Below are 21,082 nucleotides of genomic sequence, written 5' to 3'. Positions count from 1 at the left end.
TATCCCCGCTCGTGCGCGAGGAAGGAGGTCCGCCATGACTGCGCCTGTCAAGGAAATCGAATGCATCGCCAGCCGGCTCGTTTACGAGAATCGCTGGATGCGGCTGCGGGAAGACCATATTCGCCGGCAGGACGGCTCGGAAGCCCTGTACAGCGTGGTGGAAAAGCCGAATTTCGCCGTGATCGCTGCCATCGAGAACGGCGCCATCCATCTCGTCGAACAGTACCGCTACCCGCTGGGTGGGCGTTTCTGGGAACTGCCCCAGGGCAGCCTCGAAAACGACGCGGACGCCACGCCCCTGGAGGTGGCGAGAACCGAACTGCGGGAGGAGACGGGCCTCAGCGCCCGGACGCTGACCCACGTCGGCCATCTGGCCCTGGCGCCGGGCTACTCGGCGCAGGGGTACGACATTTTCCTGGCGACTGGCCTCAGCGCAGGCAGCCAGGCGCTCGGCGTCGAGGAGCAGGGGCTGATCGCCCGGGCTTTCCCGCTTGCCGAGTTCGAGAGGATGATCGCGGACGGCGTGATCAGGGACGCCACGACCGTCGCGGCGTTCGGCCTGCTCAGGATGCGCGGCGTGCTCTGAACGCCGGCGCGCGTCAGATGTTCGCCGCGCTGTCGCCAGGTTCGAGGTAGGACAGCAGGTGCTGCGCCGCCGCGTTCGGCGTGGTCTGGCCGCTGGCGACCTGCTGCGTCAGGCGCGGCAGGGCGGCATGCACCTGAGGATGATTGCGGAACAGCTGGTGCAGGCCGGCCTCGATCAGGCTCCACATCCAGTCGAGCGCCTGCTTCTTGCGCTTGGCTTCGAATTCGCCGGACTGCGTGGTGACCTCGCGGTAACGCTCGATCTCCTTCCAGAACTCGGCCACGCCTTCCTTCCTGAGCGCGCTGACGTTGATGACCGGCGGGCGCCAGTTGGGCGAGGTCGGGCGCAGCATGTGCAGCGCCTGCCCCCATTGCGCGCGGGCGACGGCGGCGGCCTTCGGATCGATATCGCTCTTGTTGATGGCTACCAGGTCGGCGATCTCGACGATGCCTTTCTTGATCGCCTGCAGGTCGTCGCCGGCGTTGGGCAACTGCACCAGGGTGAAGATGTTGACCATGCCGGCGACGGTGGTTTCGCTCTGTCCGACGCCGACGGTCTCGACGATGATCACGTCGTAGCCGGCCGCTTCGCAGGCCAGCATGGCTTCCCGGGTCTTGGCCGCGACGCCGCCCAGCGATCCCGCCGAGGGGCTCGGCCGGATGAAGGCTTCGACGCGCTGGCACAGCGATTCCATGCGCGTCTTGTCGCCGAGGATCGAGCCCCCGGAAACCGAGGATGAGGGATCGACCGCGAGCACCGCGAGATGGTGGCCCTGGTCGATCAGGTAATTGCCGAGCGCCTCGATGAAGGTCGATTTGCCCGCGCCAGGCACGCCGGAAATGCCGACGCGGATGGCCTTGCCCGTGTGCGGCAGCAGCGCCCCGATGACTTTCTGGGCGCGCTGCTGGTGATCCGCGCGGGTCGATTCGATCAGCGTGATGGTCTTGGCGAGCGCTCGCCGCTGTTTTTCCAGGACGCCATCCACCAGCTGCTGGTCGACGGCATCGAGATGAGTTGCGGACGAGACACTCGCATCCATCTGCTACTGACTCCTGCTAAACGAACAAACGTACGTCTTAGGCCTTGGCGGCCTTCTTGATTTCTTCCAGGACCTTGCGGGCGGAATCCTCGATGCGCGTGCCCGGACCGAAAACGGCCTTGGCGCCCGCGGCGAACAGCGCATCGTAGTCCTGGGCCGGGATGACGCCGCCGGCGAAGACGATGATGTCGTTGGCGCCCTGCGCCTTGAGCGACTCGACCAGCTGCGGCACGAGCGTCTTGTGGCCGGCGGCGAGCGACGAGCAGCCGATGGCGTGCACGTCGTTCTCGATGGCCTGGCGGGCAGCTTCCTCCGGGGTCTGGAAGAGCGGGCCGACGTCGATGTCGAAGCCGAGGTCGGCGTAGGCCGTGGCCACCACCTTGGCGCCGCGGTCATGGCCGTCCTGGCCGAGCTTGGCGATCATGATGCGCGGCCGGCGCCCGTGTTCGGCGGCGAATTTCTCGACGTCCGCCTTGATCGATTCCCACGTTTCGATACCTTGCACGACACCTCCGTAAACACCCGAAATGGTCTGGTTGTTGGCGCGGAAGCGGCCGAAGATCTTTTCCAGCGCGTCCGACACTTCGCCGACCGTGGCGCGCAGGCGCATGGCCTTGACGGTGAGGTCGAGCAGGTTGCCCTGGCCGGTCTTGGCGCATTCGGTGAGCGCGTCGAGCGCGGCCTGCACGGCGGCGGCGTCGCGCGTGGCGCGGATCTGCTTCAGGCGGGTGATCTGCGACTCGCGCACGGCCATGTTGTCGATGTCGAGGATCTCGATCGGGTCTTCCTTGGCCAGCTTGTACTTGTTGACGCCGACGATGACCTTCTTGCCGGAGTCGATCTGCGCCTGCGTCTCGGCCGCGCACTTCTCGACTTCCATCTTGGCCCAGCCGGATTCGACGGCCTTGGTCATGCCGCCCATCTGGTCGATTTCCTCGATGATCGCCCAGGCCTTGTCGGCCATGTCCTGGGTCAGCTTTTCCATCATGTAGGAGCCGGCCCACGGATCGACGACGTTGCAGATCTTGGTTTCTTCCTGGATGACGATCTGCGTGTTGCGGGCGATGCGCGAGGAGAACGCGGTCGGCAGGGCGATGGCTTCGTCGAGCGCGTTGGTGTGCAGCGACTGGGTGCCGCCGAACACGGCCGCCATGGCTTCGATGGTGGTGCGGATCACGTTGTTGTACGGGTCCTGCTCGGTCAGCGACCAGCCGGAGGTCTGGCTGTGCGTGCGCAGCATCATCGACTTCGGGCTCTTGGCGCCGAAGCCGCTCATGATGCGGTGCCACAGCAGGCGCGCGGCGCGCATCTTGGCGATTTCGAGGTAGAAGTTCATGCCCACCGCCCAGAAGAAGGACAGGCGGCCGGCGAAATCGTCGACGTCCAGGCCCGATTCGATGCCGGTGCGCACGTATTCCTTGCCGTCGGCCAGCGTGAAGGCCAGCTCGATGGCCTGGTTGGCGCCGGCTTCGGAGATGTGGTAGCCGGAGATCGAGATCGAGTTGAACTTCGGCATGTGCTGCGCGGTGTAGCCGAAGATGTCGGCGATGATCTTCATCGACGGCTTCGGCGGGTAGATGTAGGTGTTGCGAACCATGAACTCCTTGAGGATGTCGTTCTGGATGGTTCCGGACAGCTTGTCCTGCGGCACGCCCTGTTCTTCGGCGGCCACGATGTAGCCGGCCAGCACCGGCAGCACCGCGCCGTTCATGGTCATCGAGACCGAGATCTTTTCCAGCGGAATGCCATCGAACAGGATCTTCATGTCCTCGACCGAGTCGATCGCCACGCCGGCCTTGCCGACGTCGCCGACGACGCGGGGATTATCCGAGTCGTAGCCGCGGTGCGTGGCCAGGTCGAAGGCCACGGAAACGCCCTGGCCGCCGGCGGCCAGCGCCTTGCGGTAGAACGCATTGGATTCTTCGGCGGTGGAGAAGCCGGCATACTGACGGATCGTCCAGGGACGGACGGCGTACATGGTGGCCTGCGGGCCGCGGATGTAGGGCGCCAGGCCCGGCAGCGTGTCGGTGTAGGGCAGGTCGGCGACGTCGGCCTTGGTGTACAGAGGCTTGACGACGATGCCTTCGGAAGTGTGCCAGTTCAGCTTCTCAACGTCGCCGCCGGGGGCGGATTTGGTGGCGGCTTTTTTCCAGGCGTCCAGATTCGAAGAATCCGGAAAGACAGGCTTGTTCTCGGTGGACATGACTTTACCTTTCAGGAAGAAAAACTCGAGGCGTTTTTTCAACCGAAAATGCGGTCGTCAATGGAATGCAGCAGGATGCAGCAGGCACCGAAATGCGGTTGAAACCTCGCCGTGAGCCCGCAATGCTACCCCACCGGGTGGGGCTCGGCAAGGCGAAACAAGGCCTTCGGAGGTCGAACTGCGGAAATCCGAAATGCCGGTTGCGTGGAAAGCGGGCGGGTTTTCTACGGGGATGCGTGCCTGATGTCTGCGAGGTGCGGGTTGACCGGCGCGTCAGGCGAAAAGTTTCCAGAGCATGCGCGCGGCCAGCACGATCAGCAGCCCGGCGAAGATGCGCTTCAGGGTGGCGACCGGCAGGCGGTGGGTGGTCCGGGCGCCGAGCGGCGCGGCCAGCATGCTGAAGGGGATCATCCACAGCAGCGCGGGCAGGAAGACGTAGCCCAGGCTGCCGGCCGGCAGCGCGGCGTTGCCCCAGCCGTTGTAGATGTAGCCGAGCGTGCCGCCGACGGCGATGGGGAAGCCCACGGCGGCCGAGGTGCCGATGGCTTTCTGCACCTTGACGTTGCACCAGGTGAGGAAGGGCACGGTCATCGCGCCGCCGCCGATGGCCACCAGCGCGGACACCGCGCCGATGCCGGTGCCGACGCCGAACACGCCGAGCGCGCCGGGAAGCTCGCGCGCCGCCTTGGGCTTCAAGTTGAAGGCCATCTGCACGGCGACGATGCAGACGAACAGCGCGAAGATGAGCGCCAGCGGCCTGGCCGGAATGCGCGAGGCGATCAGGGTGCCGAGCAGCGTGCCGAACAGGATGCCCGGCGCGATCTGGAAGACCACGCGCCAGAGCACGGCCTCGTGCCGGTGATGGGCGCGCAGGCTGGAGAGCGAGGTGAACAGGATGACGGCCATCGACGTGCCGAGCGCCGCGTGCAGCGCCACGCCGGGCGAAAATCCGCCCTGGGCGGTGAAGATCATGGTCAGCGCCGGCACCATCACCAGCCCGCCGCCGATGCCCAGCATTCCGGCCGAAAAGCCGGTGAACAGTCCCAGACCGACGTAGGCCAGCCACCCTTCCATGGTTTTTCTCCTTGTTCGCGTTTCCGGTGCGTGGGGCCGGATTCTAGCTTACCGGACTACCTTCCTGTCGCGACGCGACATCCTCCCCAAGGAAGAGCGCCTCCTTCGGGCGGCCGGGCGGAGGCGCTCACAGGCGCGCTGCGAGGATGGCCTGCATCTCCTCGCGGTCGAGCGTGACCGGGCTGTTCTTGTTGTTCGCGCGGTCGAGGAGGCGCGGGAAATCGTCGCGGGTGACGCCGTAGGCGGACAGCCGGGCGATGCCGGTGGCGGCGATCCAGCGGTCGAGCGTTCGCACCAGCAGGTCGCAGCCGGCGTCCGTGCCGGCCGCCGGTTCGCCGGCGAGCAGCGCGCCGGCGCGCGCGTATTTTTCGAGCGCGACGCGGTGGCCGGCCGCATCCCGGCGCAGCGCCTCGATGTTGAGCCGCGTCGCCGCGCCGAGCAGCGTGCCGCAGACGACACCGTGCGGCATCGGGAAGAAACCGCCGATCGGCCCGGCGAAGCCGTGCACCACGCCGAGTCCGGCGTTGGCCAGGACGACGCCGGAGAGCAGGGCCGCGTAGGCCATGTGGCCGCGCGCGGCAAGATCCCCGCCGCCGTTCTCGTACGCCCGCAGGAAGCCGGCCGCGACGTGGCCCAGGCCGTCGAGGGCCAGCGCGTCGGTCATCGGCGAGGCCTTGTTCGACACGTAGGCTTCGAGCAGCTGCGTCAGCGCGTCGAGGCCGCAGGCGGCGGTGACGTCCGGCGGGCAGCTGAGCGCCAGTTCGGGGTCAACCAGCGCCACGTCCGGCACGAAGTTGTCGTGGCGCAGCGAGCTTTTGTAGCCGTCCGGGCCGATGCTGCTGAGCACCGCGTTCTTGGTGGCCTCGGCGCCGGTGCCGGCGGAGGTGGGCACGGCGATGTAGGGCACCTTGCGGCCGTCGTGCTTGCGGGTGTCCACGCACTCCAGGAAGGGCTCGACCGAACCTTCCTGCGGCAGCATTGCGGCGATGGCCTTGCCCGCGTCGAGCACGCTGCCGCCGCCGATGCCGGCCACGCAGCCGATGCCCGCGCCGCGATGCCGCGCGACCGTGGCGTCGACGAACCCGGGCGACGGCTCTCCCGCCACCGAGCAGTGCAGGAGCCGGATGCCGCTGCGGGCGAGCTCCCCGGTCAGGCGCGCGTAGCTGGCCGAACGCGCGAAGGAGGCGGAGCCGGTGACCAGCAGGACGCTTGTTCCGTAGCGGGCGATCAGGCGCGGCAGCAGCGAGAGTTTTCCGGGGCCGAAATGAATCTCGGGGAGGCGGGCGAAGGTGAAGTCGGCGATGCTCATGATGTGGGCGGCGTGTCGGTTGAAAAAAATCCCGGGACCAGCCCGGGATTCTATGCCATCACCGCGTCGTTTTTGTTATTTGAGCGCTTCGGCCGTGCCGGGTCGTGAGACCCACTTTCTGAAGAGTTTGGGGAGGGAGACGCCGTGGTTGAGGATGAGGGCGAGGAGGATGACGCAGCCGGTGGCGATGGGGTGGAAGGCGGAGGGCATGTCGAGGAGGTTGAGGCCGTTGTTGATGAAGCCGACCATGATGGCGCCGATGAGGGCGCCGAGGACGGAGCCGTTGCCGCCCATCAGGCTGGTGCCGCCGACGACGATGGCGGTGATCACGTCGAGCTCGTAGCCGGAGGCGTTCATGGCGTAGGCCTGCTGGGTGAGCGAGGCCATGACGATGCCGGCGACGGTGGCGGTGAGCGCGGAGAGGATATAGACGTAGATGCGGGTGCGGTCCGGATTGACCCCGGAGAGCCGGGCGGCGACCTCGTTGGCGCCCACGGCGATGGCCTGGCGGCCGAACACGGTGTGCTTCAGGAGGACGTGGCTGAGGATGGCCAGGGCGGCCATCAGGTAGATCGGGATGGGGATGCCGAACAGCTTGCCGACGCCGATGGCCAGGAAGGGCTGCGGCTGCATGATGGTGATCTGGTCGCCGTTGGAGATGAGCATGGCCAGGCCGAACAGGTAGGTCTTGGCGGCCATGGTGACGATGAAGGCCGGCACCAGGAAGCGGGTGGTGACGATGCCGTTGACCCAGCCGATCAGCACGCCGAAGCCCAGCGTGACCACGAGCGCCAGCACCCAGTGCAGGCCGAAGCCGTTCATCAGCACGTTGGCGATGATCCCGGCGAGCGCCGCCATCGAGCCGACCGACAGGTCGATGCCGCCGGTGACCGGGGCGTAGATCGCGCCGGTGGACATGATGCCGATCAGGCATACCGACCACAGCACGTTGGTCAGGTTGTCCACCGTCAGGAAGCGGTCGGAGATCAGCGACAGGATGAGCATGAGCAGCAGCAGCACGCCGAACAGGCGCAGCTCGCCGGCGAGGTTCTTCAGTCTGGACGTCGGGGTCATTGAACGCTCCCGTCGACGAGGCCCGAGGCGGCGCGCAGCACCTCCTCCTCGGTGACCACGCCGTGCGTGAATTCCTTGATGATGCGGCCCTTGCGCAGGACGATGATGCGGTCCGACAGGCGGGTCAGCTCGGGCAGGTCGGAGGAGATCACGATGACCGCCACGCCCTGCTGGGAGAGGCGCTCGATGGTCTGGTACATCTCCTCCTTGGCGCCGATGTCGATGCCCACGGTGGGCTCGTTGACGATCAGCAGCTTCAAGTCGCGGATCAGCCACTTGCCGACCACCACCTTCTGCTGGTTGCCGCCGGAGAGCGTGCCGACCGGCGCGTCCGGGTCGGCCGGCCGGACGTTGAGCAGGGTGATGGCCCGCTGCGCGAGTTCGAGCTCCTTGGCGCCGTTGACCACGCCGAGCGCGCCGGCCATCGCGTCGAGGTTGGGCACGCCGATGTTACCGGTGATCGAGATGGCGCCCATGATGCCCTGCAGGCGCCGCTCCTCGGGCACGAAGCCGAAGCCGCCGGCGATCGACTTTTCCACCGTGGGCGCGTACGGCTGCCCGAGGTAGCGGATGCGGCCGCTGTCGAACGGGTCGATGCCGTAGATGGCGCGCATCAGTTCGGTGCGGCCCGAGCCGACCAGGCCGCCGAAGCCGAGCACCTCGCCCCGGTGCAGGGTGAAGGAGATGCCGTCGAGCTTGCCGGCGGAACGCAGGTCGGCGACGTCGAGGACCACCTCGCGGTCCTTCTTGTTCACCATTTGATGGTGCGATTCGTCGGCGGTGAGCTCGCGGCCGATCATCAGGCGGATGATCCCGGCCGGGCTGATGGCCTCGCCTTCGAGCACCGCCACCAGTTTGCCGTCGCGCAGCACGGTGACCCGGTCGGAGAGGTCGTACACCTCTTCCATGCGGTGCGAGATGTACACCACGGTGATGCCTTCGCTCTTGAGCAGGCGGATGATCTTGAACAGCCGTTCGCTCTCGGTCGCGGTCAGCGAGCTGGTCGGCTCGTCCATGATCATCAGCGCAGCTTGGTTCGACAGGGCTTTCAGGATTTCCACGGTCTGCCGCTGGGCGATCGGCAGGGTGTCGATGACGTCGGTGGCCTTGAGGTCGAAGCCGTATTTCCCGATCATCGCCTGGGCCAGGGCGTTCATCTTGCGCACGTCGATGACGGGCAGGCCGGGCAGCAGGGGTTCCTTGGTCAGGAAGATGTTCTGCGCCACGGTCATGCCGTGGATCAGGCTCAGTTCCTGGTAGATGACCGCGATGCCGAGCTTTTCCGAGGCGGTCTTGCTGTGCTCGACCGGCACCTCCTGCCCGTTGAAGACGATGCGGCCGGCGTTGCGCGGGGTGATGCCGGTGAGGATCTTGATCAGCGTCGACTTGCCGGCGCCGTTTTCGCCGACCAGGGCGTGGATCTCGCCGCGGCGCAGGGAGAAGTCGACCTGGCTCAGCACCTGCGGGCCGTTGTAGTTCTTGTCGATGCCGCGGCAGTCGAGCAGCAGGTCGCCGCCGGCGCCGCCGCGGGCGGGGGTGTCTCGAAGACTCATGCGTTTGCCTCCTGGCCGGCCAGGGCCTTGCGGCGCGCGGCCCGGGTGGCCTTCTTCTCGGCGAAGGCCTTGTACCAGACGTCGACCACGACCACCACGACGATGATGCCGCCGATGACGATCGGCTGGATGTAGGGCGAGAGCCCGAGCTTGAGGATGCCGTTCTTGATCAGCGCCAGGAACAGGGTGCCGATGACCGTGCCCCAGATGTCGCCGACGCCGCCGGTGAAGGGGGTGCCGCCGATCACCACCGAGGCGATCACGTCCATCTCCGAGCCGATGCCGAATTCGGGCATGGCGGTCATCATGCGCGCCGACAGGAAGATCGAGGAGAGCGCGGCGCAGAAGCCGGAGAACATGTACACGCCGATCAGCGTGCGGTCGGTGTTGATGCCGGACAGGCGCGCGGCGGTGGGGTTGGCGCCGCTGGCATAGACGTTGGTGCCGGCGCGCGTGCGCTTGAGGAAGAACTGGGTGAGCACGGCGAGCAGGAAGAAGACGAGGGTGACGAGGTACACCGGCCCGACGGTCTCGCCGAGCGCCAGGAACAGGCTGTCCTCGATGAACACGTTCTTGACGAAGCCCTGGTCGTCCTTGACCGCGATGATCAGCGCCAGCCCGGCCAGAATCCCCCGGGTGGCCAGGGTGACGATGAATTCGGGCAGCTTGAAGCGGGTGATGAAAAGGCCGTTGACCCAGCCCACCGCGCAGCCGGCCGCCAGGGCGATGGGAATGTAGACGTACGCCGGCAGCGACGTGTGCGAAATGAAGTTCACGCAGATCATCGCCGTGATCGCCACCACCGCCCCGATCGACATGTCGATCCCCGCCGTGATCAGCACCAGCGTAAACCCGATCGCGATGATCCCCGTCAACGACGCCTCCTGCAGCAGCGTCATCAGATTGTCCACCGTCAGAAACGTCGGGTTGGCGAGCGACAGGACGGCGCCGATGGCGACCAGCAGCCCTGTCAGGATGAGGCGTCGTATGGCACTGACCGACACAATGCGACCTCCGGGTCGTGTGATTCCTGGGAGAAACGTCCGGGCGGGCCGCGGCGGAACCTCGGGTTCCGCCGCGGACGCCTCGGCGGCAATGGACGGGAAGGGCTTACCAGCGCTCGTCAGTCTTGATCTGGGCGACCGTCTCCTTGGTGGCGGCGAACGGTGGGACGATGACGATGTCGGTCTTGTCGCCCTTCTTCTTCGCGCCGGAGAGCAGGTCGAGCGCGTACTTGGCCGCCGTCGCGCCCTGGTTGTAGGCGTTGGTGTAGGCGGTGCCGGTGATCTTGCCCTGCTCGATCAGCGCCAGCGTGCTCTTCTGGCCGTTGAAGCCCCAGATGCGGATCTTGTCGAGCCGGCCGGCCGACTCGGCGGCGATCATGGCGCCCTCGGCCATGTTGTCGTTCACCGCGAAGACGGCGTCCAGGTCCTTGTTGACCTGCAGGAAGCTGTTCATTACCTCGATGGCCTTGTCCTTGTTCCACTGGCCGTTCTGCGCGCCGACGATCTTGATGCCCGGATAGGACTTGGCGAGCGCGGCGCGGAAGCCCTTCTCGCGCTCGACGCCGGCCTGCGCGCCCGGCGGCGACTGCAGGATGGCGACGTTGCCCTTGCCGCCGAGCGCCTTGCCGATCTGCTCGCCGACGAGCTGGCCGGCGCCGGTGTCGTCCATCGTCACGCAGGCGGCGTGCGGCAGCTTGGTGTCGGTGTTCAGGGTGATGACCGGGATGCCCTTGCCCTCGGCCTTCTTGACGCTGGCCGTGAGCGCGGCGGCGTCGATCGGCTGCAGGATGATCGCGTTGTAGCCCTGGTTGATGAAGTCGTCCATCATGGTGACCTGGATTTCGGCCTTCATCTGCGCGTCGAGCGCCTGCATGGTGACGTTGGGCTGTCCCTTCAGCGTGTTTTCGATGCCCGTCTTCCAGGCCTGCGTGAGCGCCTGGCCGACCGTGCTCGGCAGGTAGCCGATCTTGATCGTTTGCTGCGCGTGGGCGAGGCCGCACGTCATGCCGACCAGCGCCGCGACCGTCGCTATCCATTTTGTCCTTGCCATTTTCCCCCTCCGTTGTCTGGAATGTTTGAAAGTCTTGGGTAAACGATCATAATGATCGTTTATGGAACTATTTTATAGTCAGCTTGTCGTTTTTTGCAAGCGTTATTTGTGGAAATAAAACGCATATCAATCAGCGGGTTATGCGGCGGTCAGGCCGCGCGCGCCCGATTGGCGGGGCAAATGCCGCGAAATGCGGCGGTGCGGACGGTTTTCCGCGATGTTCGCAATTGTTCGTGTTCTGCAAGCATTATATGATCAATACGATCGTTGATCGACTCAATTTGCGCTTGTCCGGCGGCAGGCGCGAAGACGGCCGGAGCGGGGCAATCATTTTATGGAGAGACCGATCAGTTTGGGCGTTTTGCCTTTACACTCGCTGGCTGCAATCCGGATAGACCGCCTTTCCCAATGGACCCAAAACGATGAAGAACCCAATCGGAATCTATGAGAAGGCCCTGCCCAAGGACATGGGCTGGGCCGCACGCTTCGACGCGGCGCGGGCCGCCGGGTACGATTTCCTGGAAATTTCCGTTCGACGAGACGCCCGAGCGCATGGCGCGCCTGGACTGGTCGATGCAGGAGCGGCTGGAGTTCATCCGCGCGTCGCGCGAGTGCGGCGTGCCGGTGCCGACGATGTGCCTCTCCGGGCACCGCAAGATTCCGTTCGGCAGCGCCGATCCGGCGATCCGCGCGCAGGCCGAGGAGTTCATGGCCAAGGCGATCCGCTTCGCCGCCGATACCGGCATCCGGGTGATCCAGCTGGCCGGCTACGACGTGTATTACGAGCCGACGACGCGCGAGTCGCGCGAGCGGTACTATGCGGGGATGGAGCGCGCCGTGGACGAGGCGGCCCGGCACCAGGTGACGCTGGCGCTGGAGATCATGGACACGCCGTTCATGAATTCGATCTCCCGCTACCTCGCGCTCAAGGAGCGCCTGCCGTCGCCGTGGCTGCTGGTCTATCCCGACCTCGGCAACCTGACGGCCTGGGGCAACGACGTGGAACGGGAGCTGCGGCTCGGCATCGACCATATCGTGGGCATCCACGTGAAGGAGACCAGGCCGGTCGGCCCGAACTTTCCGGGCGCGTTCCGCGACGTGCCTTTCGGCGAGGGCACGGTAGACTTCGTGCATTGCTTCGAGGTGCTGCACGAGCTGCGCTACGCCGGGCCGTTCATGATCGAAATGTGGACCGAGAAGGCCGCCGATCCGCTGCGGGAGATCGCCCTGGCCAGGCAATGGATCGGCGAACGTCTGAAACTGGGAGGATATGCGTGATGCTGGAGAATCTGAAAAAGGAAGTGCTGGAAGCCAACCTGGAACTGCCCAGGCTGGGGCTGGTGGATTTCACCTGGGGCAACGTCAGCGGCCGGGACCCGGACAGCGGGGCGATCGTCATCAAGCCGAGCGGCGTGCCGTACGAGACGATGCGGGCCGAGGACATGGTCGTCGTCGACGCCGGGGGACAGGTCATCGAGGGCGCGCTGCGTCCGTCGTCGGACCTGCCGACGCACGTCGAGCTGTACCGCCACTTCCCGTCGCTCGGCGGCATCGTGCACACGCATTCGTCGTGGGCCACGGTGTGGGCGCAGGCGTGCAAGGGCATCCCGGCGCTGGGCACCACGCATGCCGACTATTTTTACGGCGAGATCCCCTGCACGCGCCTGCTGACCGAGGCGCAGACCGCCGGCGCCTACGAGGCGGAGACCGGGCTGGCGATCGTCGCCCGTTTCCGCGAGGGGAACATCGACCCGCAGAACATGCCCGTCGTGCTGGTGGCCAACCACGGGCCGTTCGCCTGGGGCGCCGACGCGCACGACGCGGTGCACAACGCGGCGGTGCTGGAACTCGTCGCGCGCATGGCGATGGCCAGCCTGCAGATTGATCCGAACCTGCCGCCGATGCCGCAGCACCTGCTCGACAAGCACTTCTTCCGCAAGCACGGGCCGGGCGCGTACTACGGGCAGAACTGAGGTTTTTTGACCGGATGACGATGCCGCCCCGAACCGGGCGGCATTTTTCTTTGGGGCCAGCGCGGTGAATGCCGGCATGCCGCTTCAGCCGGCCGGGTCGCTTTCTTCCACGCGCACCACGCAGATGCCCTGTTCCTCGATCTCCTGGCAGAAGGCGGGCGGGGCCATCCAGTCGGTGACGATCATGTCGATGCGGTTGAGCGGGCAGGTCAGGAAGCTGGAGACGCAGTTCATCTTGGTGTGGTCGGCGACGATGATCACCTTGCCGCTCGAATTCTCGATCATCGCCTTGTTGACCGCCGTTTCCTGGTGCACGGCCGAGGTGCAGCCCTTCTTGATGCTGACGCCGTTGATGCCGAGGAAGGTGACGCTGGAGAAGATGCTGTGCAGCCCCGCGATGGTCAGGTCGCCGACCAGCGACTTCGACGGCGCGCGGTAGTCGCCGCCGAGCAGGATCAGTTCCTGGTCGGCGTCGAAGTCGATGCCGAGGCAGGCGGCGTTGTTGGTGACGATGCGCACCTTCTTGCCGCGCAGGTGGCGGATGACCTCCAGCGTGGTCGAGCCGGCGTTGACGAAGACGGTCTCGTTCTCGGCGACCAGCGACGCGGCGTAGCGGCCGATCAGGCTCTTTTCCCGCTTGGACAGGTGGTCCTTCTGGTCGAAGAATTCCTCCAGGCGCAGGCCCGAGGCCAGCACGGCGCCGCCGCGCGTGCGCTCCAGCAGGTTCTCCCCGGCCAGCGCGTCGAGGTCGCGGCGGATGGTGATCTTGGAGACGCCGAATTCGGCCGCCAGCTCGTCGGCCGAGACGGATTGGCGCTGGTAGAGCATTTCCAGGATCTTCTTGTGGCGATAGTTGCTGATCTTCATCGTCGTCGCTTGTTTGCCCGCGCCGTCGGACGTCGGAATGGTCATTGGATCTGCTCCCGGAATTCGGGCGTCGCCAGCGCCCGGTAAAGCGCTCGCGCCCGGCGGCACTGGCGTTCGTAGATCGGCCGGTTCGCGGGGTCCGGCCGGTATGATACCGAAGAACCCGGAGCCACGGCGCGCGCGAAGGCCCGCGCGTGGTCCGCCTCGATGCCGCACGCCACCGCGCCGGCGATCCAGGCGCCGAGCGAGGTGGCCTCGCCGTTGCCGAAACGGACCACCGGCCGGGCGAACACGTCGCTCTGGATCTGGTTGAACAGGTCCGAGCGGGTCAGCCCGCCGGACACGCTGACCGAATCGACGCGGCCGCACAGCGCCTCGACCAGTTCCAGGCTTTCCTTCATCTCGACGGCGATGCCTTCGAGGATCGCGCGCGCCATTTCGCCGCGCGTGGTGGCGAGCGTCAGGTTGTAGAAGACGCCCTTCGCCGCGGGGTCCCAGTAGGGCGCGCCGCAGCCCCGGAAGTGGGGCAGCACGAGGAGGTCGTTGGCGCCCGGCGGCGCCGTCGCGGCCTCGGCGTTCAGCCGTGCGAAGACCGGCGCGCCGTCGTCCCCGCCGGCAAAGCCGAGCTCTGAAAACCAGCGGTAGATGGTGCCCGAGGTCAGCACCGCGGCTTCGACGACGTAGGCGCCCGGCACGGCGGCAACGTTGCAGGCGGTGCGCATCTGCGCGTCGAGCGCGGGCCGGTCGCTGTGCCCGATCAGGTAGGAGCCGGTACCGGTGTTGGTGACGGCGCGCTCGCCGGAGAACAGGCCGAGCCCCAGCGCCGCGCATTGCTGGTCGCCGCCCGCCGTGACCACCGGCAGGCCGGCCGGCAGCCCGGCCTCGGCCGCGCGGGCGGGCAGCAGCCCGCCGACGATCGCGCCGGGCGCGACGAGCTCGCAGAGCATAGCGGACGGCACGCCGAACAGCCGCAGCAGTTCCGCGTCCCACTGCCGGGTACGCAGGTCGAGCAGGTTGGTCCGGCTGCCGAAGGTGTGGTCGGTCACCAGCCGGCCGGTCAGCAGGTACAGCGTCCAGTCCTGGATGCCGATCATCTTGTGCGTGCGGTTCCAGATGTCGGGCCGGTGCCGCCTGAACCAGGTCATCTTGACGGCCGAGAACACCGGCGAGATTTTCAGCCCGGTCGTCCGGTAGACCAGCGGGTCGTGCTCGCGCAGCGCCTCGACCAGCTCGGCGGTGCGCCGGTCCTGCCACATGATCGCCGGATGCAGCGGGGTGCCGTCGCGATCGATCGGGATGACCGACGAGCGCTGCGCGGTCACGGCGATGCAGGCGGGGGCGAGGCCGGCGTCGCCGGCGGCGTCCGCGCAGCTTTTCAGCACCCTCGGCAGGATCGCCTGCCAGGCCGACGCATCCTGCTCGACCCGGCCGTCGCTGAAATACCGCGGGGCGTTGTCCTGCTGGTCCATGTGCACCAGTCGGCCGCCGGCGTCGTACAGCGCGCCGCGCATGCTGGTGGTGCCGATATCGACGGTGATGACCCCTTTCATCCGCTCCTCGCTGCGTTCATGGCCGGCGACCTTTTGCCGCTGCCGCAATTCGATCGTTTTGATCGATATGTGGTTTTGTAATGTACATTATGATATAGAATCAAGAGCTGAAAAGGCCAATTGTTTTGTTCGACGAATTTCGCGAGGTCCCCGGATGAAAATCGAAAAGCGCTTCCTGGCAACGCTGAACCGTTGCTACTCCTGCAACAGCATCGAAGTCGACGGCCAGACGCGCATCCTGCTGGCCACCGAAGGCGAAGGCGCCTGCCTGGCCTGGTCCGCGCCCGACTATACGCGGAGCCACGCGGTCTGGGAGGGGCCGGGCGGCACCATGTCGATCGTGCCGATTCCGGGCACGAACGGCGAATTCCTGGCGGTGCAGAAGTTCTTCCGCATGTTCGATTGGGAGGAAGCCAAGGTCGTGCATGTGCGCCCGCTGCCCGGCGAGAAGTACGAGGTCACCGACATCCTGCACCTGCCCTACATCCACCGCTTCGACCTGCTCACCGTCGGCGGCCGCCACTACTTCATCGGTTGCACGCTGGCCACGACCAAGGCCGCCAAGGACGACTGGTCGAATCCCGGCAAGATCTGGGTCGGCGAATACACGGGCGTCGGCCCGCTGCAGGTGCGCGTGCTCAAGGACGGGCTGACCAAGAACCACGGCTACAGCCGGCTGGTGCAGGACGGCGTGATGCGCGGGCTGGTCACCTGCGACGAGGGCGCCTTCGAGGTCACGCCGCCGCAGGCGCCGGACGGCGAGTGGCAGGTGCGCCAGTTCATGGACTGGCCGATCAGCGACATTTCCGCGATCGACATCGACGGCGACGGCGAGCTCGAATTCGCCACGATCGAAGCCTTCCACGGCGAATACTTCCGCGTCTACAAGCGGATCGACGGGCGCTTCGTGCGGGTGTTCGAGCACCCGGAAGTGACCGAGTTCTACCACGTGGTGGTGGGCGCGACGCTGGCCGGCGAGCCGGTGTTCATCGGCGGCTGCCGGCGTGGGAAGCAGCAGCTGTTCTACGTGCGGGCCAGGCAAAAGGCGCCGCTGGAGCTCGAAGCCGTGCTGATCGAGGAAGGCGTCGGGCCGAGCAACGCCTACGTCCTGCACGAGCAGGGGCGCGACATCCTGGTTTCGGCCAACCGCGAGAAGGCCGAGGCCGCCCTGTATTTCGTGACGCCGTCGTAAGCTGTCGAAACGATCATTTTGATATTGAAATCGATCATTTAATTCAATATAATCGGAATTGTCTTATCAAATAGCGTCAACGGACAACCGATTGGAGAACCGCATGGCAAAAGTGGACGAAGTCACCCGGGAATCGTGGGTGCTGAGCACCTTCCCGCAATGGGGCACGTGGCTGAACGAGGAGATCGAGCGCGAGGTGGTCAAGCCCGGCACCTTCGCCATGTGGTGGCTGGCCTGCACCGGCATCTGGGTGAAGACCGAGGGCAACACCAACATCTGCATCGACCTGTGGTGCGGCACCGGCAAGCGCTCGATGAAGAATCCGCTGATGGACCCGCATCACCAGATGGCGCGTATGAGCGGCTGCGTCGCGCTGCAGCCCAACCTGCGCTATTCGCCCTTCGTCATCGATCCGTTCGCCATCAAACAGATCGACGCGGTGGTCTCCACGCACACGCACAACGACCACATCGACATCAACGTCGCCGCGGCGGTGCTGAAGAACTGCGACGCCAAGGTGCCGTTCATCGGCCCGAAGTCGTGCGCCGAGGTGTGGAAGAAGTGGGGCGTGCCGGAAAACCGCATCATCCAGGTCAAGCCGGGCGACACGGTCAGGGTCGGCGACATCGAGCTGCTGGCGCTCGAAGCGTTCGACCGCACGATGGCCATCACCCTGCCCAAGGAGGAAACGGCCAAGGGCAAGATGCCGATCGACATGGACGAGGTGGCGGTCAATTACCTGATCAAGACGCCGGGCGGCAACCTCTACCACAGCGGCGACTCGCACTATTCCAACGGCTACGCCAAGCACGGCAACGAGCACCAGATCGACGTGGCGCTCGGTTCCTACGGCGAGAACCCGCGCGGCATCACCGACAAGATGACCGCGTCGGACATCCTGCGCATGGCCGAGGCGCTGAACACGCAGGTGATCATCCCCTTCCACCACGACATCTGGACCAACTTCATGGCCGATCCGATGGAGATCACCATGCTGTGGAAGATGAAGAAGGACCGCCTGAAATACCGGTTCAAGCCCTACATCTGGCAGGTCGGCGGCAAGTTCGTCTTCCCGGACAACAAGGACGACATGGAATTCCACTACTTCCGCGGCTTCGAGGACGTGTTCACCAAGGAAACGGATCTGCCGTTCCCGTCGTTCCTGTAGGCGGCCGGATCGCCCGCAACGCCTCCGCCGGCAGACGGCGGGGGCGTTTTTTCATGCCTCCGGGACGAAGCGGTAGCCGATGCCCGATTCGGTCAGGATGTGCTTCGGCCGCGAGGCGTCGTCTTCGATCTTCCGGCGCAGGTTGGCCATGTGCACGCGCACGTAGTGCGTGTCCTCGGCATGCCCCGGTCCCCAGACGAACTGCAGCAGCTGCCGGTGCGTGATCACCCGGTTGGGCTGCGCGGACAGGCAGGTGAGCAGGCGGTACTCGATCGGCGTCAGGTGGACGGGCCGGCCGGCGCGTTCGACCAGGCGGCGGGTCAGGTCGATGCGGACGTCGCCGAAGCAGACCAGCGGCTTTCCCGCGTCCGTACAGGCGTGCCGCCTGACCTGGGCGCGCACGCGGGCCAGCAGCTCGCCGGCGCCGAAGGGCTTGACCAGGTAGTCGTCGGCGCCGGCGTCGAGCGCGGCGATCTTGTCGCCCTCCGTGCTGCGCGCGGACAGGACGATCACCGGCATGGCCGCCCAGGCGCGCAGTTCGCGGATGAAGTCCACGCCATCGCCGTCGGGCAGGCCGAGATCGAGGATGATCAGCTCCGGCCGGCGCGTGCCGGCTTCGATCAGGCCGCGTTTGACGCCGTCGGCCTCATGGGCTTCGTACCCCGCGCTCTCCAGCGCCAGGCGCACGAAACGCCGGATGTCGGCTTCGTCCTCGACGACGAGTATGCGGATCTTGTTTTCGCTCATGGGGAATCGTCCGGGAGTGCGTCGCTGCCGTCTTCGGCCGGCGGCCTGCCGCGCGGCAGGGTGAGGATGAAGCTGGCGCCGCCGCCCTGGCGCGTTTCGCCGCGAATGCCGCCGCCGTGCGCCCGCATTATCGCGCGGCAGATGGCCAGCCCCAAGCCGACCCCCGGCGTCGCGCTTTCGCGGCGGCCGCGCTCGAACTTTTCGAAAATGGCCTCCTCGCGTCCGGACGGCAGGCCGGGTCCGCGATCGTCGATCCGCAGCACTACGTTTTCGCTTGCCGCCCGTCCCCGGATGTCGATCGGCGTGTTCTCCGGGGTGTACTTGGCCGCGTTTTCCAGCACGTTGACCAGCACGCGCTCGATCAGCACCGCGTCGAAATGCAGCAGCGGCAGGTCGGGCGCGAGGTCGACGGTGACCGGGCGCGCCGCCAGGACCGGCGCGCAGGCGGCCAGCGCGCTGCCGATCACCTCCTCGAGCGGCTGCCACTGCCGGTTGAGCCGCACCGCGCCCGATTCCAGGCGCGCCATGTCGAGCAGGTTGCCGACCAGCGTGTTCATGCGTATCGCCGAGTTGCGGATCGAGTCGATCACCTCGCGCTGCGCTCCGGCGGGGGGCGGTTGCATCATCTGCAGCGTGTCGGCCAGGCCGACGAGCGCCGCCAGCGGCGTGCGCAGGTCATGCGAAATCGCCGAGAGCAGCGAATTGCGCAGACGCTCCGATTCCATCTGCACGGTCGTCCTGCCGGCGATGTCGATGTAATGGATGCGCTCGATGGAAATGGCCATCAGGGACGCGCAGGTGTCCAGGGCGCGCCGCTGCTCGGGGTCGAGCAGCCCTGGCTCGCCGGGGTCGACGGCGAGCACGCCGCGCAGCCGCATCGTCGCCTTGAGCGGCAGCACCAGGCACGCGCTCGCCGGCAGCGTATCGGTGCCGCGGCCGGCCGCGACGCCGCGCTCGAACGCCCACTGCGCCACGCCCGGATCGACGTCGGCCGTGGCGCCGGGCATGGCCTGCAGGCGGTCCTTGTCGTCGGCGACCAGGACCGCCGATCTGAAGCCGAACTCGGCGGCCAGGAAGCGGGCTCCGATCTCGGCGACCTGCTCGGCCAGCAGCGTCGCCGACAACTCGCGCGACATCTCGTACAGCCCCCGGATGCGCCGCTCGCGTCCGGTGGCCGCCGCCACCTGGACGCGCAGGCCGGCGGTCAGCTGGCCGACGACGAGGGCGACGACGAGCATGACCGCGAAGGTGATCAGATACTGGATGTCGCTGACGGCGAACGAGAAGCGCGGCGGGACGAAGAAAAGATCGAACAGGCCGACGCCGACGAACGCGGCGAGCACCGCCGGGCCGCGTCCGAAGACGAGGGCGACGGCGACGACGGCGAGCAGGAAGAGCATGACGATGTTGGCCTGCTCTATCCTCTCCTGCAGCGGCGCCGCCAGCACGGCGACGGCGCCGCAGGCGGCCACGGCCGCGGTGTAGCCGTGCCAGCGCCCGGCCAGGGCGGCGCGGCGCACGCCTTCGCCGGCGTCGCCGCCGGGCTTCTCCGCGCGCGGCAGGGCGACGCGCAGGATGTCGAGATCGCCGGCCTCCGCCTCGACCGCCTCGCCGATCGTCGGCCGCCAGGGCCGGCGCCAGCGCCGGTGCGAACGCCCCATGACCAGGCGCGACAGGTTGTGCTCGCGCGCGTAGCGCACCAGCGCCGGCGCCGCCGCGGGCGCGGACAGCGTGGCCGTGGTGGCGCCGAGCTCCTGCGCCAGCTGCAGCACGCGCAGCATCTCCTGGCGCTGCCGCGCGCCGGCATCGCCGCTCCCCGTGTCCACGTGCACGGCATGCCAGGGCACGTCCAACTGGGCGGCCAGGCGCGCGCAGCGGCGCACGATCTTCTCGGCGCGCGCGTCGGCGCCGACGCACGCCAGCAGGGACTCGCGCGTCGGCCACACGGGCACCGTCGAATTGCGCCGCCGATAGGCCTGCATCTCGTCGTCGACGCGGTTGGCCGTGCGCCGCAGGGCCAGTTCGCGCAAGGCCAGCAGGTTGCCCTTGCGGAAGAAGTTCTGCGCCGCTAGCCGCGCCTGCTCGGGCAGGTACACCTTGCCCTGGCGCAGGCGCTCGATCAGCTCGTCGGGCGGGAAGTCGACCACCACCACCTCGTCGGCCTCGTCGAAGACGCGGTCCGGCACCGTTTCCCAGACGCGGATGCCGGTGATGCCGCTGACGATGTCGTTGAGGCTTTCGAGGTGCTGCACGTTGATCGTCGAATAGACGTCGATGCCGGCGTCGAGCAGCTCCTCGACGTCCTGCCAGCGCTTCGGATGGCGCCCGCCGGCGAGGTTGGAGTGGGCCAGCTCGTCCATCAGGATGATCGCCGGCCGGCGCGCCAGCGCGCCGTCGAGGTCGAATTCGCGCAGCACGCGGCCGCGGTAGGCGGTTTCACGCGGCGGCAGGCGCTCGATGCCGTCGGCCATCGCCTCGGTTTCCGCGCGGCCGTGCGTCTCGACCACGCCGATCACCACGTCGATGCCGCGCAGGACCTGCTGCCGCGCCTCGCCGAGCATCGCGTAGGTCTTGCCCACGCCGGCCGAGGCGCCGAAGAAGATTTTCAGCCGGCCGCGCCCGGCCCGGGCTGCGTCGGTCTGCACCCGGCTGAGCAGCGCGTCCGGATCGGGGCGTTCGCTCTCCATTCGTC

General features: G+C 67.0%; 17 protein-coding genes. 5 read left to right on the top strand and 12 right to left on the bottom strand.

Annotated elements, in window-relative coordinates; translation table 11 throughout:
• The first annotated feature begins 34 nt into the window (after positions 1-34).
• Entirely contained in the window at positions 35-586 is a 552-nt protein-coding gene (locus QM701_RS08755; protein WP_415166689.1) for an NUDIX domain-containing protein, read from the top strand.
• 13 nt (positions 587-599) lie between these two features.
• Here the strand turns inward: QM701_RS08755 and meaB are convergent, their stop codons facing one another.
• The 8 genes from meaB to QM701_RS08715 form a co-directional block, all read right to left on the bottom strand.
• Positions 600-1,625: a methylmalonyl Co-A mutase-associated GTPase MeaB gene (gene meaB, locus QM701_RS08750; protein WP_415166688.1), complete on the bottom strand. Its 1,026-nt coding sequence runs from the start codon at positions 1,623-1,625 to the stop codon at positions 600-602.
• Between the two features lie 37 nt (positions 1,626-1,662).
• Positions 1,663-3,828, bottom strand: a complete 2,166-nt coding sequence (gene scpA, locus QM701_RS08745; protein WP_415166687.1) for a methylmalonyl-CoA mutase — start codon at positions 3,826-3,828, stop codon at positions 1,663-1,665.
• Between the two features lie 273 nt (positions 3,829-4,101).
• A complete protein-coding gene (locus tag QM701_RS08740) occupies positions 4,102-4,902 on the bottom strand; it encodes a sulfite exporter TauE/SafE family protein (RefSeq protein ID WP_415166686.1) in 801 nt (266 codons plus the stop codon).
• 127 nt (positions 4,903-5,029) lie between these two features.
• Complete coding sequence (locus QM701_RS08735) at positions 5,030-6,211, bottom strand: iron-containing alcohol dehydrogenase (RefSeq protein ID WP_415166685.1); 1,182 nt, start codon at positions 6,209-6,211, stop codon at positions 5,030-5,032.
• 75 nt (positions 6,212-6,286) lie between these two features.
• A complete protein-coding gene (locus QM701_RS08730; RefSeq protein ID WP_415166684.1) occupies positions 6,287-7,285 on the bottom strand; it encodes an ABC transporter permease in 999 nt (332 codons plus the stop codon).
• Positions 7,282-8,838: a sugar ABC transporter ATP-binding protein gene (locus QM701_RS08725; RefSeq protein WP_415166683.1), complete on the bottom strand. Its 1,557-nt coding sequence runs from the start codon at positions 8,836-8,838 to the stop codon at positions 7,282-7,284. Before QM701_RS08725 ends, QM701_RS08730 begins: the two co-directional genes overlap by 4 nt.
• A complete protein-coding gene (locus QM701_RS08720; protein ID WP_415166682.1) occupies positions 8,835-9,842 on the bottom strand; it encodes an ABC transporter permease in 1,008 nt (335 codons plus the stop codon). Before QM701_RS08720 ends, QM701_RS08725 begins: the two co-directional genes overlap by 4 nt.
• A gap of 106 nt (positions 9,843-9,948) precedes the next feature.
• Entirely contained in the window at positions 9,949-10,893 is a 945-nt protein-coding gene (locus QM701_RS08715; RefSeq protein WP_415166681.1) for a sugar ABC transporter substrate-binding protein, read from the bottom strand.
• A gap of 552 nt (positions 10,894-11,445) precedes the next feature.
• Between QM701_RS08715 and QM701_RS08710 the strand changes: the two genes are divergently transcribed.
• Together QM701_RS08710 and QM701_RS08705 are read left to right on the top strand one after the other, a co-directional pair.
• On the top strand, positions 11,446-12,171 hold the full coding sequence (locus tag QM701_RS08710) for an L-ribulose-5-phosphate 3-epimerase (protein ID WP_415166680.1): 726 nt from the start codon (positions 11,446-11,448) through the stop codon (positions 12,169-12,171).
• Entirely contained in the window at positions 12,171-12,866 is a 696-nt protein-coding gene (locus tag QM701_RS08705) for an L-ribulose-5-phosphate 4-epimerase (RefSeq protein ID WP_415166679.1), read from the top strand. The genes QM701_RS08710 and QM701_RS08705 overlap by 1 nt, the downstream gene beginning before the upstream one ends.
• Before the next feature lie 84 nt (positions 12,867-12,950).
• Here QM701_RS08705 and QM701_RS08700 read toward each other — a convergent pair whose 3' ends face one another.
• Together QM701_RS08700 and QM701_RS08695 are read right to left on the bottom strand one after the other, a co-directional pair.
• Positions 12,951-13,778: a DeoR/GlpR family DNA-binding transcription regulator gene (locus QM701_RS08700; protein WP_415166678.1), complete on the bottom strand. Its 828-nt coding sequence runs from the start codon at positions 13,776-13,778 to the stop codon at positions 12,951-12,953.
• The gene (locus QM701_RS08695) at positions 13,775-15,283 is read right to left on the bottom strand and encodes an FGGY-family carbohydrate kinase (protein WP_415166677.1); all 1,509 of its coding nucleotides are present in this window, start codon (positions 15,281-15,283) and stop codon (positions 13,775-13,777) included. The genes QM701_RS08700 and QM701_RS08695 overlap by 4 nt, the downstream gene beginning before the upstream one ends.
• A gap of 154 nt (positions 15,284-15,437) precedes the next feature.
• On the opposite strand from QM701_RS08695, the gene QM701_RS08690 reads away from it, so the two are divergent.
• The gene (locus tag QM701_RS08690) at positions 15,438-16,475 is read left to right on the top strand and encodes a hypothetical protein (RefSeq protein ID WP_415166676.1); all 1,038 of its coding nucleotides are present in this window, start codon (positions 15,438-15,440) and stop codon (positions 16,473-16,475) included.
• A gap of 103 nt (positions 16,476-16,578) precedes the next feature.
• Positions 16,579-17,643 carry an L-ascorbate 6-phosphate lactonase gene (gene ulaG / locus QM701_RS08685; RefSeq protein ID WP_415166675.1) on the top strand — a complete coding sequence of 355 codons (1,065 nt, stop codon included), beginning with the start codon at positions 16,579-16,581 and terminating at the stop codon, positions 17,641-17,643.
• Positions 17,644-17,694: 51 nt separating this feature from the next.
• Here the strand turns inward: ulaG and kdpE are convergent, their stop codons facing one another.
• Entirely contained in the window at positions 17,695-18,390 is a 696-nt protein-coding gene (kdpE, locus tag QM701_RS08680; RefSeq protein WP_415166674.1) for a two-component system response regulator KdpE, read from the bottom strand.
• The gene (locus QM701_RS08675) at positions 18,387-21,077 is read right to left on the bottom strand and encodes a DUF4118 domain-containing protein (protein ID WP_415166673.1); all 2,691 of its coding nucleotides are present in this window, start codon (positions 21,075-21,077) and stop codon (positions 18,387-18,389) included. The genes kdpE and QM701_RS08675 overlap by 4 nt, the downstream gene beginning before the upstream one ends.
• Positions 21,078-21,082 lie beyond the last annotated feature (5 nt).

Origin of the sequence: Propionivibrio sp., from assembly GCF_047602565.1 — a bacterium.
GTDB lineage: Bacteria > Pseudomonadota > Gammaproteobacteria > Burkholderiales > Rhodocyclaceae > Propionivibrio.
This window is presented reverse-complemented; position numbering and strand designations above follow the sequence as displayed.

Bases quoted from the DNA above. Each gene is read 5' to 3' on its own strand.
- QM701_RS08725 (WP_415166683.1), bottom strand. From the start codon at position 8,838: ATGAGTCTTCGAGACACCCCCGCCCGCGGCGGCGCCGGCGGCGACCTG.
- QM701_RS08675 (WP_415166673.1), bottom strand. From the start codon at position 21,077: ATGGAGAGCGAACGCCCCGATCCGGACGCGCTGCTCAGCCGGGTGCAG.
- QM701_RS08755 (WP_415166689.1), top strand. From the start codon at position 35: ATGACTGCGCCTGTCAAGGAAATCGAATGCATCGCCAGCCGGCTCGTT.
- ulaG (WP_415166675.1), top strand. From the start codon at position 16,579: ATGGCAAAAGTGGACGAAGTCACCCGGGAATCGTGGGTGCTGAGCACC.
- meaB (WP_415166688.1), bottom strand. From the start codon at position 1,625: ATGGATGCGAGTGTCTCGTCCGCAACTCATCTCGATGCCGTCGACCAG.
- QM701_RS08730 (WP_415166684.1), bottom strand. From the start codon at position 7,285: ATGACCCCGACGTCCAGACTGAAGAACCTCGCCGGCGAGCTGCGCCTG.
- QM701_RS08690 (WP_415166676.1), top strand. From the start codon at position 15,438: ATGAAAATCGAAAAGCGCTTCCTGGCAACGCTGAACCGTTGCTACTCC.
- QM701_RS08735 (WP_415166685.1), bottom strand. From the start codon at position 6,211: ATGAGCATCGCCGACTTCACCTTCGCCCGCCTCCCCGAGATTCATTTC.
- QM701_RS08700 (WP_415166678.1), bottom strand. From the start codon at position 13,778: ATGACCATTCCGACGTCCGACGGCGCGGGCAAACAAGCGACGACGATG.
- QM701_RS08710 (WP_415166680.1), top strand. From the start codon at position 11,446: ATGGCGCGCCTGGACTGGTCGATGCAGGAGCGGCTGGAGTTCATCCGC.
- QM701_RS08715 (WP_415166681.1), bottom strand. From the start codon at position 10,893: ATGGCAAGGACAAAATGGATAGCGACGGTCGCGGCGCTGGTCGGCATG.
- QM701_RS08705 (WP_415166679.1), top strand. From the start codon at position 12,171: ATGCTGGAGAATCTGAAAAAGGAAGTGCTGGAAGCCAACCTGGAACTG.
- scpA (WP_415166687.1), bottom strand. From the start codon at position 3,828: ATGTCCACCGAGAACAAGCCTGTCTTTCCGGATTCTTCGAATCTGGAC.
- QM701_RS08695 (WP_415166677.1), bottom strand. From the start codon at position 15,283: ATGAAAGGGGTCATCACCGTCGATATCGGCACCACCAGCATGCGCGGC.
- kdpE (WP_415166674.1), bottom strand. From the start codon at position 18,390: ATGAGCGAAAACAAGATCCGCATACTCGTCGTCGAGGACGAAGCCGAC.
- QM701_RS08740 (WP_415166686.1), bottom strand. From the start codon at position 4,902: ATGGAAGGGTGGCTGGCCTACGTCGGTCTGGGACTGTTCACCGGCTTT.